Origin of the sequence: Halarchaeum sp. P4 (genome assembly GCF_051195175.1) — an archaeon.
Taxonomy (GTDB): Archaea; Halobacteriota; Halobacteria; order Halobacteriales; family Halobacteriaceae; genus Halarchaeum.
Genome location: NZ_JBNTKC010000002.1, coordinates 131,146 through 145,480, shown reverse-complemented (window position 1 = coordinate 145,480; position 14,335 = coordinate 131,146). Strand labels below are relative to the sequence as shown.

The window sequence follows — 14,335 nt, the reverse complement described above, 5'->3', positions numbered from 1 at the left end:
ATGGCAGACGAACTCGAATTCATCGAGGAGGGGCTTCAGCGCTCCCAGATCGACGAGTTCTTCTCGGAAGAACTCGCCCGCGCCGGCTACGGCGGCATGGACGTCGCTCACACGCCGATGGGAACCCAGATCGTCCTCAAGGCCGAGAAGCCCGGGATGGTCATCGGGAAGGGCGGGAAGAACATCCGGAAGATCACGACGCAGCTCGAGGAGCACTTCGACCTGGACGACCCGCAGATCGACGTCCAGGAAGTCGAGGAGCCCGACCTGAACGCACAGATCGTCGCGGACCGACTCGCGAACGCACTCGAACGCGGCTGGTACTTCCGCAAGGCCGGTCACACGACCATCGACCGCATCATGGACGCGGGCGCCCTCGGCGCCGAGATCGTCCTCAGCGGGAAGGTTACCGGCAACCGCGGCCGCGTCGAGAAGTTCAACCGCGGCTACATCAAGCACAACGGCGAGCCCGCCGAGGAGATCGTCGACCACGGCCAGGGTGTCGCGGTCATGAAGCTCGGCACCATCGGCGTGAACGTCAAGATCATCCCGCCGGGAGCCGAGCTCCCCGACGACTTCGAAATCGACGAGGACGCCGACATCGAGGACCTCATCGTCGAAGAGGAGGAACTCGAAGGCGAAGGTGTCGAGGAACTCCTTGAGGGCGAACCCGAGGAGACCGAACTCGGCGGCCCCGAAGGCGAAGCGCCCGGTGAGGACGCCCTCACCGAGGCCGCCGACGACGAGGCGGAAGAGGAAATCCTCGAAGAGGACCTCGAAGCGGGCGCACGCCCCGACCGGCACGCGGAGGAGGGCGCGAGCTCCACCTCGCCGCCGGAGTCCGAGGAGGCCGTCGAGGAAGCCCTCGACGAACTCGAGGAGGAAGTCGTCGACACCGACGAGTTCGACGAAGTCGAGGCCGACATCGAAGAGGAGGCCGACGCACTCCTCGAAGAGATGGAGGAGTCCGAGGAATCCGAAGAGGAGGGTGAGGAATAATGGCGATTCTCCACACCCAGGAAATCCGCGACATGACGCCCGCCGAGCGTGAGGCCGAGCTCGAAGAGCTCGAGACCGAACTGCTCAACGAGAAGGCCGTGAAGGCGGCCGGCGGGGCGCCCGAGAACCCCGGGCGTATCGGCGAACTGCGCCGTACCATCGCGCGCATCAAGACAATTCAGAACGAAGAGGGCGACCTCGAGGAGTAATTCGGAATGGCGCTGACACCCGAGACACTACCGCGACACGAACTCGTCGGCCTGCACGTGCGGGTCGTCGAGTCGACCGACCCTTCACAGGTCGGTATAGAAGGTACCGTCGTCTCTGAGACGACGAACACGATCGTGGTTGAGACTGTCTCGGGTACCAAGCGCGTTCCGAAAGCGGGAAGAACGTTCGAGTTCCGACTGGTAGATGAAGCCGCGGCCGACCGCAAGGTGGCCGGGACCGCGTCCGAACCCGAAACGTGCGGCGGCACTTCGGGCGAGGACGTGGCCTACGTTACGGTGGATGGCGATACACTGCTCTCACGACCCGCATTACGCTCCGAAAACGGAGTCGAATCACAATGGCGATAGGATTGAACGTACCCGAGCCCGACGGCACTTGCGCCGACGATGACTGCCCGTTCCACGGGAGTCTGTCCATCCGCGGACAGGTCATCGAAGGCGAAGTCGCTTCTACGGCCATGGAAAAGACCGTTGTCGTCGAACGCGAATACGACGTATTCGTCCCGAAATACGACCGCTACATGAAGCGGCGTTCCCGGGTTCCGGCACACGCGCCGGAATGCTTCGACATCGCAGAAGGCGACACGGTCCGCATAGCAGAGACACGACCGCTCTCGAAGACCAAATCCCACGTGGTCGTCGAGCTCACGGAGGGTGAGAACTGATGGAGGCCATTAAGGCAGACATCACGCCCGGACTCGAGAAGGGTTCCCTCATCACGTGCGCCGACAATACTGGCGCGCGCGAGCTCAAGATCACGTCCGTCTCCGGTTACCAGGGGACGCACAACCGACACCCAAAGGCGGGTGTCGGCGACAAGGTCACGGTTTCCGTGACCAAAGGGACGCCCGAGATGCGCCGTCAGGTGCTTGAGGCTGTCATCGTTCGACAGCGCAAGCCCATTCGGCGCCCCGACGGCACGCGCGTGAAGTTCGAGGACAACGCCGCAGTCATCATCGATGACCTCGGCGAGCCTCGCGGGACCGAAATCAAGGGTCCCATCACGCGGGAGGTCGCGGAGCGGTACGGCAGCATTGCAAGCACCGCGACGATGATCGTATAGAACCATGAGTGAGCAACCACGCAAACAGCGCACCCGCACGGAGAACGCACCGCTGCACAAGCGGCAGAAGCAGGTTCGTGCCCACCTCGCGGAGGATCTCCGTGATGAGTACGACCAGCGCCGCGTTCGCGTGAACGCGGGCGACACGGTCGAGGTCATGCGCGGCGACGACGCCGGCGAAGAAGGCGAAGTCACCGACGTCGACCTCAAGGATGCCGCCGTCTACGTCGACGGCGTCACCGTCGAGGCTGCGGACGGCGAGGAGGTTCCCCGGGCGCTCGACGCCTCGAACCTCCGCGTCACCGAACTCGACCTCTCCGACGACGTGCGCGAGACCCGACTGGAGGGTGACAACGAATGAGCAACCACCAGAAACGACTCTCCGTTCCGAAGTCGTGGCCGGTCGAGCGGAAGACCGCCACGTTCACGGCGAAGGCTGGTGCCGGCCCGCACGGCGAGGCCGGCGTCCCGCTCGTCGTCGTGCTCCGGGACGTCCTCGAATACGTCGACACCACGAAGGAAGCGAAGTACGCTGCCCACAACGACAGCGTCCTCGTCAACGGCGACACCGTCCGCGACGTGACGCTTCCCATCGGGATGTTCGACATTCTGGGCTTCCCCGAGCGCGAAGAGTACTACCGCGTCTTCCCCGACGAGGGTGGGCGTCTCGCCCTGACCGAGATTCCGGCCGCTGACGCGGACGGCAAGCTCGCGAAGGTCGTCGACAAGACGCTCGTCTCCGGTGGCGACGTGCAGCTGAACCTGCACAACGGCCACAACATCGTCGTCGAGGAGGACGAGTACAGCGGTAACGACAGCATCGTCGTCGATCTCGAGTCTGACGACGTGCTCGCGCACTTCCCCTACGAGGAAGGTGCGCTCGTCACCGCAGTTTCCGGCCAGCACGCCGGCGAAGTCGGCGAAGTGACGGACATTACCGTCTCCCCCGGTAGCGCAGACAACACGGTCGAAGTCGAGACCGACGACGGCTCCTTCGAGACCGTCGAAAGCTACGTGTTCGTCATCGACGAGCAGTTCGTCGGCGACGAGGAGGGTGAGGAAGAATGAGCGAGGCCGAATTCCACGAGATGCGCGAGCCCACCATCGAGAAGGTCGTCGTCCACATGGGCGTCGGCCAGGGTGGCCGCGAACTCCAGAACGCGGAGGCCATCCTCGAGGAGATTACCGGACAGGAGTCCGTCCGCACGACGGCGAAGCGGACGGAACCCGAATTCGGGATCCGCGAGGGTGACCCCATCGGTGCGAAGGTCACGCTCCGTCACGAGACCGCCGAGGACTTCCTCGAGCGGGCTTTCGACGCAGTCTCCCTCGACCGCGCGCAGTTCGACCAGACCGGGAACGTGAGCTTCGGCATCGAGGAGCACACCGACTTCCCGAGCCAGGAGTACGACCCGAGCATCGGGATCTTCGGGCTGGACGTCACGGTCAACCTCGTCCGCCCCGGCTACCGCGTCGCCAAGCGCGACAAGCGGAGCCAGCAGATTCCCGCGAACCACCGCCTCGATGCTGAGGACGCCGTTGCGTTCCTCGAGGCGAACTTCGACGTGGAGGTCACGCAATGAGCGAAGCAGAGCAAGAGCACGAAGAAACTGGCCAGACCCACGAGTGCCGACGCTGTGGCCGTAATCAGGGCCTCGTCGGTAAGTACGACGTGTGGCTGTGCCGCCAGTGCTTCCGAGAAATCGCCCGACCGATGGGCTTCAAGAAGTACAGCTAAACCATGACAGGGAAAGACCCGCTCTCCGACGCCCTCTCCGGCATCGATAACGCCGAGAGCGTCGGGCATCTCACCCACACGGTATCGACCGCCTCCAACACCATCGGGTCCGTCCTCGAGGTCTTCTACGACCGCGGGTACATCGACGGCTTCGAGTTCGTCGAAGACGGCAAAGGTGGCAAGTTCGAGGTCGAACTAAAGGGTGCCATTAACGAGTGCGGCCCCGTGAAGCCCCGCTATTCGGCGGGCGTTGAAGACTTCGAGCAGTGGGAGAAGGAATTCCTCCCCGCTCGTGACTACGGGACGCTCATCGTGACGACCAGCCATGGCATCATGAGCCACTACGAGGCCCGCGAAGAGGGCATCGGTGGCCAGGTCATCGCCTACGTCTACTAACAATGACGCGAATAGAACTCGAAATCCCGGAAGACGTCGACGCGGAAGTCGACCACCTGGAGCTGACCGTTGAGGGGCCGCAGGGCTCCGTCACGCGTCGGCTCTGGTACCCGGACGTACGCGTGTCCGTCGAGGACGGCGCCGTCGTCATCGAATCGGAGAACGAGGACGCCAAGACGAACGCGACGGTCGGGACGTTCGAGAGCCACGTCGAGAACATGTTCCACGGCGTGACCGAGGGCTGGGAGTACCGGATGCAAGTCCACTACTCTCACTTCCCCATGCAGGTCAACGTGGAAGGTGACGAAGTGGTCATCGAGAACTTCCTCGGTGAGAAGGCGCCCCGGCGCGCGCAGATCCGCGGCGACACGGACGTTCAGGTCGACGGCGAAGAGCTGACCCTCTCGGGCTCCGACATCGAGTCCGTCGGGCAGACCGCCGCCGACATCGAACAGCTGACCCGTGTCACCGACAAGGACACGCGCGTGTTCCAGGACGGCGTCTACATCGTCGAGAAGCCCACGAAGGGAGGTGCCTGATAGATGGCAGACGAACCCCAGGAACTCGAAGACATCAGTGGCGTCGGCCCGAGCAAGGCCGAGGCGCTCAGCGAGGCCGGCTACGAGACTGTCGAGGACGTGAAGGCGGCGAGCCAGAGCGACCTCGCAGACGTCTCCGGCATCGGGAATGCGCTCGCGGCCCGTATCAAGGCCGACGTCGGCGGTCTCGAGGTCTCCGAGGAGACCGAGGCCGAACTCGAAGAGGAAGCGCCCGAGGCCGAGGAGGCCGAGGAAGAGGCGGAAGAAGTCGAGACGGAACTCCGTCCGCGCGGCCACGCCGACAAGACGCCGGAGCTTGATGAGGAGGCAGAACGCCTCCTCGCCAAGCGCCGCCGTGAAGGCAAGCCGCAGTTCAACCGCCAGGACTACCACAAGAAGAAGCGGACGCCGACCTCGTGGCGCAAGCCCCGCGGCGGCCTGTCGAAGCAGCGACGGGGCGTCAAGGGCAAGGGCCCGAAGGTCGAAGCCGGTTTCCGTACGCCGAAGGCCGTCCGGGGCAAGCACCCGAGCGGCTTCGAGGAGGTCCGCGTCCACAACGCGGACGACCTCGAAGGTGTCGACCCGGACACCGAAGCGGTCCGCATCGCCTCGAAGGTCGGTGCGCGCAAGCGCGAGACCATCGAGGAGCAGGCTGAGGAAGCAGGCATCCGCGTCCTCAACCCGACCTACGTCGAAGTGGAGGTCGAAGAATGACTGACCTGAGCGCACAGAAGCGACTTGCGGCCGACGTCCTCGACGTCGGGCAGAACCGCGTCTGGTTCGACCCGGACGCCCAGGAGGAGATCGCGGACGCCATCACGCGTGAAGACATCCGCGACCTCGTCCAGCAGGGCACGATTCGGGCCGAGAACAAGCAGGGCAACTCGCGCGGCCGTGCCCGGGAACGGGACGCGAAGCGCGCGTACGGCCACCGCAAGGGGCCGGGCAAGCGCCGCGGCAAGGCGGGTGCCCGCCAGAACAAGAAGGACGAGTGGAAGAACAGCATCCGCGCACAGCGTCAGGAGCTCCGTGAGCTCCGAGACAGCGGCGAACTCACGCCCGCCCAGTACCGTGAACTCTACAACATGGCGAAGGGTGGCGAGTTCGACAGCGTTCGCCGGATGCACAACTACATCGAAGACCAATACGGTGAGCAATAATGGCTAGCGGACCACGATACAAGGTTCCGATGCGCCGCCGCCGCGAGGTCCGGACGGACTACCATCAGAGGTTGCGCCTCCTCAAGTCGGGCAAGCCCCGACTTGTCGCTCGAAAGAGTAACAACAATGTCACGGCACAGCTGGTCGCGACCGGTCCTAACGGCGACGAGACGCTCGCGAGTGCACAGGCGACCGACCTCGAAGAGTACGGCTGGGAAGCGCCCACGGGGAACCTCCCCTCGGCCTACCTGACCGGCTACCTCGCGGGCGTTCGAGCCCGCGATGTTGGTCTCGACGAGGCCGTGCTGGACATCGGGTTGAACACCGCGACCCAAGGGTCGAAGGTGTTCGCCATCCAGGAAGGCGTCATCGACGCCGGCCTCGACGTTCCGCACAACGAGTCCGTCTTCGCGGACTGGTCGCGCACGCGCGGCGAGCACATCGCGGACTACGCAGAACAGCTCGATGAGCCGCTCTACAGCGGTGACTTCGACGCAACCGAACTCCCCGAGCACTTCGACGACGTGCTCGAATCCATTCAGGAGGACTAACGAATGAGCTACAACGACAGTTGGCAGCCCCAGACCCGACTCGGTCGACTCGTCCAGGACGGCGAGATCGAGTCGATGTCGGCGGCGCTGAACTCCGGTCTCCCGCTGAAGGAGCCCGAAATCGTCGACAACCTCCTTCCGGGGCTCGACGATGAGGTACTGGACATCAACATGGTCCAGCGGATGACGGACTCCGGCCGCCGGGTGAAGTTCCGGTGTGTCGTCGCCGTCGGCAACCGCGACGGATTCGTCGGGTACGCCGAGGGTCGTGACGACCAGGTCGGTGGCGCCATCCAGAAGGCCATCGAAGTCGCGAAACTGAACATCATCGACGTCTCCCGCGGCTGTGGGTCGTGGGAGTGTGGCTGTGGGCGTCCGCACACGGTCGCACTGAAGACGACTGGGAAGGCGGGGAGCGTCTCCGTCGACCTGATTCCCGCACCGCGCGGTCTCGGCCTCGCGGGTGGGGAGACCGTCCGACACGTTCTTGAGCTCGCCGGTATCGAGGACGTCTGGACGAAGTCCGCAGGGAAGACCCGGACGACGGTGAACTTCGCGAAGGCGACGTTCAACGCGCTCCAGAACACGGCGGAAGCGCGCGTTCCCGAGCGCACGCGCGAGAAGCGTGAGGTGATCGAATGATGCAGGCAATCGTTCAGCTCCGCGGTGAGGTCGACATGCGTGAGACCGTGCAGGACACGCTCTCGATGCTCAACCTCCACCGCGTCAACCACGCGACCTTCGTCCCCGAAACGGACGCGTACAGCGGGATGATCGCGAAGGTGAACGACTACGTCGCGTACGGCGAGCCGTCGCTCGAGACGGTGAAGACGCTTGTCGCGAAGCGCGCCGAACCCCTCGAGGGCGACGCCGACATCGACGACGAGTGGGTCGCCGAGAACACCGACTACGACGACGTCGACGACCTCGCCCGCGCAGTGTACAACGAGGAGACGACGCTCCGCGAGGAGGGCGTCTCGCCGGTGCTGCGCCTGCATCCGCCCCGTGGCGGCCATCAGGGCATCAAGAAGCCGCAGTCGCAGGGTGGACAGCTCGGTAAGCAGACGACCGAGCAGATCGACGAGCTCCTCGAGAGGATGCGATAACCATGACGAGCAAGAAACGACGCCAGCGCGGATCTCGGACGCACGGCGGTGGGACGCACAAGAACCGGCGCGGTGCCGGTCACCGTGGCGGGCGCGGACGCGCCGGCCGCGACAAGCACGAGTTCCACAACTACGAACCGATCGGCAAAAGCGGGTTCAAGCGCCCGGAGAAGGCGAAGATCGACGTCGCCGAGATTACCGTCCGCGAACTCGACGAGGACATCGCGCTCCACGTCGCCGACGGTGTCGCCGAGGAGACTGAGAACGGCTACCGTGTGGACGTCCGCGACGTCGTCGAGGACGGTCACGAGGTCGATGCCGTGAAGGTCCTCGGATCCGGTCAGGTCTACAACCAGCTCGAAGTCGTCGCTGACGCCTTCAGCGAGTCCGCCGTCGACCTCATCGAGGCCGAGGGTGGCGAAGCCGTCCTCACCGAGCGCGGCGAGGAGCTCGCGAGCGAAGACGACGAAACCGAAGAGAGCGAGGACTAAACCATGGGCTGGAAGGAAGCTGCCGAGCCGTACCTCACCCGGATGCCTACCGTCGAACGGCCGGAGGGCCACGTGCCCTTTAAGCGCAAGCTGGCGTGGACGGGCTCCATCCTGGTGGTGTACTTCTTCCTGACGAACGTCTCGCTCTGGGGGCTCGGTGCGGGGGCGTCCGACCTGTTCGGACAGTTCCGTAGTCTGCTCGCCGGCGGTCAGGGGACGGTGCTCCAGTTGGGTATCGGCCCCATCGTCACGGCGAGTATCGTCCTCCAGTTGCTCGGCGGGGCAAACCTGCTCGGATTGGACACCAACGACCCACGCGATCAGGCCATCTATCAGGGGCTCCAGAAGTTCCTGGTGCTCGTGATGATTTGCCTGACGGGCCTCCCGATGGTGTTCCTCGGCGGCTTCCTGCCGGCTAGTGACGCTCTCGCGGCCTCACTCGGCATCGGCACGACTGGAGTGAAGTGGCTGATCTTCCTCCAGATCTTCGTCGGTGGCGTCCTCATCCTCTACATGGACGAGGTCGTCTCCAAGTGGGGCGTCGGCTCCGGTATCGGGCTGTTCATCGTTGCGGGGGTCTCACAGAGCCTCGTCGGTGGGCTGCTCTACTGGGGCGGCGGCACGGGCAGCATGGGTGTCTTCCCGTTCTGGATTAACGTCCTGCTCGGGAACATCGAGAACGTCACGTTCAGCACCGTGCTGTTCAACTCGACGGTCGGCCTGCTCCCGATTATTACGACGATCCTCATCTACGCGGTCGTCGTGTACGCGGAGTCGGTCCGCGTCGAGATCCCGCTCAGCCACGCTCGGGTGAAGGGTGCTCGCGGTCGCTTCCCGGTGAAGCTCATCTACGCGAGCGTCCTGCCGATGATCTTGGTGCGCGCCCTGCAGGCGAACATCCAGTTCTTGGGGCGAATCCTCAAGAGCTGGCTCGGCCCCGGGATGCCCGCGTGGCTCGGCCAGTACACGAGCGAGATGCAGGTGACCGGTGGCCTGTTCTACTATCTCGCCCCCATCCACAGTCCGTCCGACTGGATGTGGTGGGTGTCCGGCATCGGCGCCGAGCCGTGGCAGGTCCTGCTCCGGGTCGCCATCGACCTGACCTTCATGGTCATCGGCGGTGGCATCTTCGCGATCTTCTGGGTGGAGACCGCGGACATGGGCCCGGAGGCGACCGCGAAGCAGATCCAGAACTCGGGGATGCAGATCCCCGGCTTCCGGCAGAACGTCGGGGTCATCGAGAAGGTGATGGAGCGCTACATCCCGCAGGTCACCGTGATCGGCGGCGCGCTCGTCGGCTTCCTCGCGGTCCTCGCGAACATGCTGGGCACCATCGGCGGCGTCTCCGGTACGGGGCTGCTGCTCACGATCTCCATCACGTACAAGCTGTACGAGGAGATCGCCGAGGAGCAACTCATGGAGATGCACCCGATGATGCGCCAGATGTTCGGCAACTAATCGGCGCGTTCTGTCTTTTTTCGCTTTCTTCGCCGTGTAGCGACCGCGTCGTCGAGCGACGCCCCGGGGTGTCTTGGTGACTCTGCACGAGCGCGTTTCCGCAGACATTTATCCCGGGAGAGTGAACGCCTTGCTATGAGCGACCCGCGCATTCTCATTCTCGGCGCACCGGGCGCTGGGAAGGGGACGCAGTCGAAGCGGCTCTGTGAGGAGTACGACATCGAGCACATCACGACCGGTGACGCGCTCCGCGCGAACAAGCAGATGGAGACGGAGTACGGGACGCCCGCCGAATACATGGACGCGGGCGAGCTCGTTCCGGACCCGCTGGTGAATGAAATCGTCGCGGCGGCGTTAGAGGACGCGGACGGCTTCGTCCTTGACGGCTACCCGCGCAACGAGAGCCAGGTCGAGTACTTGGAGGACGCGACGGATCTCGACGTCGTCCTCTACCTCGACGTGGACGAAGAGGAGCTCGTTCGCCGCCTCACGGGCCGTCGCGTCTGCCCGGAGTGTGGGGCAAGCTATCACGTTGACTTCAACCCGCCCGAGGAGGAAGGCGTCTGCGACGAGTGCGGTTCGGAGCTCGTGCAGCGCGACGACGACACGGAGGAGACGGTCCGCGAGCGCTTGAAGACCTACGAGGAGAACACCGAGGACGTCATCGAGCACTACCGCGGTACCGACGAGTTCGTGCAGATCGACGGCGAGCAGTCCCCCGACGAGGTCTGGGCGGACGTGAAGGACGCCGTCGACGCGCAGGCGGAGTAAAAGGTTGATGAATGCCCCCACCGGAGGTACGTAGTACATGGCACGGACTGCGGAGAAGGTACGCGAGCTCGTCTCGGAGGACCCCGAGATGCGCGACGCCATCGCCGCGCTCCTCGAACACGAGGGGGAGACGGTCGAGTGGCGCGACGTCAAGGGCGAGTTGACGAGCGGCCAGTGGGGGCGCCTCATCGAGAAGGGCGTCCTCGTGGAGTCCGGCGACGGGTTCCGGGTCGAGGATGCGGAGGCGGTCCGCGACGGTCTCTCTGGCGAGGACGAGGAGCCGGTGTCGACGGCGGACGTCGACGTGGACGACGACGAGTCCTCGTGGACGACGTACGACAAACTCGCCGGCGTCGTCTCCATCGCGATGATGGCAGGCTACTACTACCACCCGATTCGACGGGTAGTCGGCGGCGTCGTCGACGTGGTGCTCGGCCCGCTCGACGCCGTCCTCCCGTTCTTCGTCGTCATCATGGTGCTGGCGACGTTCACGGGCTTCTACACCTCCATCATCCAGGCGAACCTGATGGACTTCGAGAAGATGTCGGTCTATCAGGAGCGGATGCAGGAGATTCAGGAGCGCCAGAAGGCCGCGAAGGAGCGCGGCGACGAGGAGGCCTTAGAGCGCATCCAGAAGGAGCAGATGGAGGCCATGGGCGACCAGCTCGGCATGTTCAAGATGCAGTTCCGCCCGATGGTCTGGATCATGCTCCTGACGATTCCGGTCTTCCTCTGGATGTACTGGAAGCTCCTGAACGGCATGGTCACGGGCGCGGAGGCGTCCTTCGTCATGCCGCTCGTCGGCGATATCCACCTACTCGACCGCATCGCCGGCTTCCTGCCGGCGTGGATCGTCTGGTACTTCCTCTGCTCGATGGGGTTCAGCCAGGTCGTCCGCAAGGGCCTGGGCATCCAGACGACCCCAACCTGAGGATGTAACACCGTCGCACGCGGCGACGCGTCCCAAAAACGTCTTTTCCGCTCCCGTCGTGGTTCGCATATGTTGATAACCATCTCCGGGCCGCCGGGGAGCGGCAAGAGTACGGTCGCGGCCTTTCTCGCGACTGAACTCGGCTACGAGCACGTGAGCGGTGGCGACATCTTCCGCGCGCTCGCGGACGAGCGCGGCTACACCCTCGCGGAGTTCAACGAGCTCGCGGAGGAGGACGAGAGCGTGGATCGGGACTTGGACGCCCAGCTGCGCGAGACGGCGCGCGAGCGCGACGACCTCGTCTTGGAGTCGCGGCTCGCGGGATGGATGGCTGGCGAGTACGCGGACTTGAAGTTCTGGCTGGACGCCCCGCTGGACGTGCGCGCCGAACGCATCGCGGAGCGCGAGGAGAAACCGGTCGATGTCGCGCGCCGGGAGACGGCCGAGCGCGAGCGCTCGGAGAAACAGCGCTATGAGGAGTATTACGGCATCGACTTCGACGACCGCTCCATCTACGACCTCGCAGTGAACACGGCACGCTGGGGTGAGGCGGCGGTGCCGCGCCTCGTCCTCGACGCCGTGGAGGCGTACGACCCCGAACGAGACGAGGGTGAGACGCCGGTCGAGAACGTCCGCTACGAGTTTTGATGCTCCGGGACGCACCGTCCGAACGGGACGTCGAATCACTCTGCTCGTTCGGGGTAGTGAACCTCGACAAGCCGCCGGGCCCGTCGGCCCATCAGGTGTCGGCGTGGGTACGGGATATGATGGGCGTCGAGAAGGCTGCACACGCGGGGACGCTCGACCCGAAGGTGACGGGATGTCTCCCGATCCTCACGGGGGCGGCGACGCGACTCGCGCCGGCGCTCTTGGAGGGAGCGAAGGAGTACGTCGCGGTCCTCGAACTCCACGCGCGAGCGCCGACGGACTACGAGGCGGTGCTCTCGGAGTTCGAGGGGCGCCTCTACCAGAAGCCCCCACGCAAGAGTGCGGTGGCGCGGCGCCTCCGGGTTCGCGAGGTGTACGAACTGGAGGCGCTGGAGGTGAGTGACGACCGCCGCCAGCTCCTCCTGCGGATCCGCTGCGAGAGCGGCACGTACGTCCGGAAGCTCTGTCACGACCTCGGGCTGGCGCTCGGGACGGGCGCGCACATGGGGCATCTGCGACGGACGGAGACCGGCCCCTTCGACGACGGCGATCTCGCGTACTTGCAGGACCTCTCGGACGCGCTTGCGCGCTGGCGCGAGCGCGCGGAGGACGATTGGCTCCGGGAGGTCGTCGCTCCGGCGGAGCGTGCGCTGACGCATCTGCCGTCGGTGACGATTGCGCCGTCGGCGGCCCGCGAGGTCGCGGAGGGCGCACCGGTGTTCGCACCAGGCGTCATCGACGCCGAGGAAGTGGATGAGGGGTCGCTGGTGGCGTGCTACACGCCGAACGGCGCGGTCGTCTGCCTCGGCCGGTTGGTCGGCGACCCGGACGCGGCGCACGGGGAAGTCGTCTCGCTCGAACGCGTCCTCGTCTGACTAGTTCTGGGCGTCGACAGTTGAGACGTCGATGCTACCCTGGAGTGTGCGAATCGGGCACGGCATCGTAATATCCTCCTCTTGGAAGCGCCGCTTGACGGCTTCGGTGATGTCCGACTGGGCGCTGATGGCGCGCGCGTGCGTCGGGTTCTCGACGTAGAAGCGGACGTCGAGGCCGACGGCGGACGGCCCGAGTTCGGTCACGACGACGGACGGGGCGGGGTCGTCGGTGACGTTCGGGTGGCTGTTCGCGACGTCGAGGAGGATTTCGCGTGCCCGCTCGATGTCGTCCTCGTAGCCGATGCCGACCGTGCAGTGTTCGCGGAGCGCGCCGTTGGACATCGGGTTGACGACGACGTCGTCGGTGAGGTTCGAGTTCGGGACGAGGACAGTCTCGCTGTCGAAGGTCTCGAGTTTGGTGACGCGAAAGGAGATGGCCCGGACGACGGCGGCGTTGTCGTCCCACTCGATCCACGAGCCGATGTCGATGTCCTCGTTGTTCAGAATGAAGAAGCCACTAACGAGGTTGCGGATGATTTCGCGCGCGCCGATACCGGCGGAGAGCGTAGCGGCGGCGAGGACGGCGGACGCCGCGGTTGGCATCGGCCCGACGTGCGCGACGGTGAGTGCGACGAGGAGCGAAACGACGACGAGAAGCGTCGTATAGGCGTCCTCGAGGCTGTCACGCATCACTTCGCTGTAACCCTGGTGGCGGAGGAGCGCGGTGTACAGCGGCCGGCCAACCAAGTGGCCGGCGGTGAGGACCAGCGCGGCGACGAGGACGAACGTGAGCCACGACGGGAGCGAGACGTACCACTGCGCGAGTTGGTCGAGGAACGCCATCGTTGTTGTTTCATACATCATCTGTCTGGGCGGAAAATATGTGATGGTCACGTCGACGAAACGAAGGCCTTAATGCCGGCACCCACGTCTTCCCGAGTGCGGGGCCGTGGGGTAGCTTGGTATCCTCGGCGGATGGGGTCCGTCGGACTTGAGTTCAAATCTCAACGGTCCCACTTCTCAAACTCCTGAATCCGGACACCTCCGGGTTCAGCACTCCACTTCTCAAATTACTCCATACTCGGGAGTGCACGCAACACCCTCTTTCAAGTAGTCGGTTAGTCGGGGGTGTCGGTGCGTGAGCGGTCAGTCTGTCCGTGGTGAGGAACGCAGCGAGATGGAGGTCGGACGATTCACGGCCTGGGCAGAAACTGACGCTTGGAAGGTGACCATCAACCTCGGCACGCTCTCGACCTGCTTCTTGCTCGGCTACCTTCTTGGGCGGCGAAAGATGCGCACAGGAGGTGAGTGCGATGGAAAGTGACGGTACTGCACGGTTCTCGCGAGTCATCCGTGCTGTGTGGACTGACACGCGCGAG

Annotated in this window: 23 protein-coding genes and 1 tRNA gene; 23 read left to right on the top strand and 1 reads right to left on the bottom strand. The window is 64.8% G+C overall.

Translation table 11 applies throughout. The features are described from left to right. From ACQUS8_RS08815 to ACQUS8_RS08710, 22 genes are all read left to right on the top strand, one after another. Nucleotides 1-999, top strand: coding sequence for a 30S ribosomal protein S3 (locus ACQUS8_RS08815; protein WP_435099740.1), 999 nt, complete (start codon nt 1-3; stop codon nt 997-999). Further along, nucleotides 999-1,208 carry a 50S ribosomal protein L29 gene (rpmC, locus tag ACQUS8_RS08810; protein ID WP_435099737.1) on the top strand — a complete coding sequence of 70 codons (210 nt, stop codon included), beginning with the start codon at nt 999-1,001 and terminating at the stop codon, nt 1,206-1,208. Before ACQUS8_RS08815 ends, rpmC begins: the two co-directional genes overlap by 1 nt. Before the next feature lie 6 nt (nt 1,209-1,214). After that, the gene (locus ACQUS8_RS08805) at nt 1,215-1,577 is read left to right on the top strand and encodes a ribonuclease P protein component 1 (RefSeq protein ID WP_435099734.1); all 363 of its coding nucleotides are present in this window, start codon (nt 1,215-1,217) and stop codon (nt 1,575-1,577) included. Further along, nucleotides 1,568-1,894, top strand: a complete 327-nt coding sequence (locus tag ACQUS8_RS08800) for a 30S ribosomal protein S17 (RefSeq protein ID WP_435099731.1) — start codon at nt 1,568-1,570, stop codon at nt 1,892-1,894. The genes ACQUS8_RS08805 and ACQUS8_RS08800 overlap by 10 nt, the downstream gene beginning before the upstream one ends. Next, nucleotides 1,894-2,292 carry a 50S ribosomal protein L14 gene (locus tag ACQUS8_RS08795; protein ID WP_435099728.1) on the top strand — a complete coding sequence of 133 codons (399 nt, stop codon included), beginning with the start codon at nt 1,894-1,896 and terminating at the stop codon, nt 2,290-2,292. The genes ACQUS8_RS08800 and ACQUS8_RS08795 overlap by 1 nt, the downstream gene beginning before the upstream one ends. Before the next feature lie 4 nt (nt 2,293-2,296). After that, nucleotides 2,297-2,653, top strand: a complete 357-nt coding sequence (rplX, locus tag ACQUS8_RS08790) for a 50S ribosomal protein L24 (protein ID WP_435099725.1) — start codon at nt 2,297-2,299, stop codon at nt 2,651-2,653. Then, a complete protein-coding gene (locus ACQUS8_RS08785; protein ID WP_435099722.1) occupies nt 2,650-3,360 on the top strand; it encodes a 30S ribosomal protein S4e in 711 nt (236 codons plus the stop codon). Before rplX ends, ACQUS8_RS08785 begins: the two co-directional genes overlap by 4 nt. Then, a complete protein-coding gene (locus ACQUS8_RS08780) occupies nt 3,357-3,875 on the top strand; it encodes a 50S ribosomal protein L5 (RefSeq protein ID WP_435099719.1) in 519 nt (172 codons plus the stop codon). The genes ACQUS8_RS08785 and ACQUS8_RS08780 overlap by 4 nt, the downstream gene beginning before the upstream one ends. Then, nucleotides 3,872-4,030, top strand: a complete 159-nt coding sequence (locus tag ACQUS8_RS08775) for a 30S ribosomal protein S14 (protein ID WP_435099716.1) — start codon at nt 3,872-3,874, stop codon at nt 4,028-4,030. The genes ACQUS8_RS08780 and ACQUS8_RS08775 overlap by 4 nt, the downstream gene beginning before the upstream one ends. A 3-nt stretch (nt 4,031-4,033) precedes the next feature. Beyond that, on the top strand, nt 4,034-4,426 hold the full coding sequence (locus ACQUS8_RS08770; RefSeq protein ID WP_435099713.1) for a 30S ribosomal protein S8: 393 nt from the start codon (nt 4,034-4,036) through the stop codon (nt 4,424-4,426). A gap of 2 nt (nt 4,427-4,428) precedes the next feature. Then, nucleotides 4,429-4,965: a 50S ribosomal protein L6 gene (locus ACQUS8_RS08765; RefSeq protein WP_435099710.1), complete on the top strand. Its 537-nt coding sequence runs from the start codon at nt 4,429-4,431 to the stop codon at nt 4,963-4,965. Nucleotides 4,966-4,968: 3 nt separating this feature from the next. Further along, on the top strand, nt 4,969-5,679 hold the full coding sequence (locus ACQUS8_RS08760) for a 50S ribosomal protein L32e (RefSeq protein ID WP_435099707.1): 711 nt from the start codon (nt 4,969-4,971) through the stop codon (nt 5,677-5,679). Then, nucleotides 5,676-6,125, top strand: a complete 450-nt coding sequence (locus ACQUS8_RS08755; protein ID WP_435099704.1) for a 50S ribosomal protein L19e — start codon at nt 5,676-5,678, stop codon at nt 6,123-6,125. Before ACQUS8_RS08760 ends, ACQUS8_RS08755 begins: the two co-directional genes overlap by 4 nt. After that, nucleotides 6,125-6,676, top strand: coding sequence for a 50S ribosomal protein L18 (locus ACQUS8_RS08750; RefSeq protein WP_435099701.1), 552 nt, complete (start codon nt 6,125-6,127; stop codon nt 6,674-6,676). Before ACQUS8_RS08755 ends, ACQUS8_RS08750 begins: the two co-directional genes overlap by 1 nt. A 3-nt stretch (nt 6,677-6,679) precedes the next feature. Continuing rightward, nucleotides 6,680-7,318, top strand: coding sequence for a 30S ribosomal protein S5 (locus tag ACQUS8_RS08745; protein ID WP_435099698.1), 639 nt, complete (start codon nt 6,680-6,682; stop codon nt 7,316-7,318). Then, complete coding sequence (gene rpmD / locus ACQUS8_RS08740) at nt 7,318-7,782, top strand: 50S ribosomal protein L30 (RefSeq protein ID WP_435101018.1); 465 nt, start codon at nt 7,318-7,320, stop codon at nt 7,780-7,782. The genes ACQUS8_RS08745 and rpmD overlap by 1 nt, the downstream gene beginning before the upstream one ends. A 2-nt stretch (nt 7,783-7,784) precedes the next feature. Further along, the gene (locus ACQUS8_RS08735; RefSeq protein ID WP_435099695.1) at nt 7,785-8,273 is read left to right on the top strand and encodes an uL15m family ribosomal protein; all 489 of its coding nucleotides are present in this window, start codon (nt 7,785-7,787) and stop codon (nt 8,271-8,273) included. Between the two features lie 3 nt (nt 8,274-8,276). Next, the gene (gene secY, locus ACQUS8_RS08730) at nt 8,277-9,731 is read left to right on the top strand and encodes a preprotein translocase subunit SecY (protein WP_435099692.1); all 1,455 of its coding nucleotides are present in this window, start codon (nt 8,277-8,279) and stop codon (nt 9,729-9,731) included. A gap of 135 nt (nt 9,732-9,866) precedes the next feature. Then, complete coding sequence (locus ACQUS8_RS08725) at nt 9,867-10,502, top strand: adenylate kinase (protein ID WP_435099690.1); 636 nt, start codon at nt 9,867-9,869, stop codon at nt 10,500-10,502. 37 nt (nt 10,503-10,539) lie between these two features. Further along, nucleotides 10,540-11,433, top strand: a complete 894-nt coding sequence (locus ACQUS8_RS08720; RefSeq protein ID WP_435099688.1) for a DUF106 domain-containing protein — start codon at nt 10,540-10,542, stop codon at nt 11,431-11,433. A gap of 69 nt (nt 11,434-11,502) precedes the next feature. Continuing rightward, nucleotides 11,503-12,081, top strand: coding sequence for a (d)CMP kinase (cmk, locus tag ACQUS8_RS08715; protein ID WP_435099685.1), 579 nt, complete (start codon nt 11,503-11,505; stop codon nt 12,079-12,081). Next, on the top strand, nt 12,081-12,956 hold the full coding sequence (locus ACQUS8_RS08710) for an RNA-guided pseudouridylation complex pseudouridine synthase subunit Cbf5 (protein WP_435099682.1): 876 nt from the start codon (nt 12,081-12,083) through the stop codon (nt 12,954-12,956). Before cmk ends, ACQUS8_RS08710 begins: the two co-directional genes overlap by 1 nt. Here ACQUS8_RS08710 and ACQUS8_RS08705 read toward each other — a convergent pair whose 3' ends face one another. Further along, nucleotides 12,957-13,820, bottom strand: a complete 864-nt coding sequence (locus ACQUS8_RS08705) for a mechanosensitive ion channel family protein (protein ID WP_435099679.1) — start codon at nt 13,818-13,820, stop codon at nt 12,957-12,959. A gap of 79 nt (nt 13,821-13,899) precedes the next feature. Here ACQUS8_RS08705 and ACQUS8_RS08700 point away from each other — a divergent pair. Next, nucleotides 13,900-13,972, top strand: a tRNA-Pro gene (locus ACQUS8_RS08700). Nucleotides 13,973-14,335 lie beyond the last annotated feature (363 nt).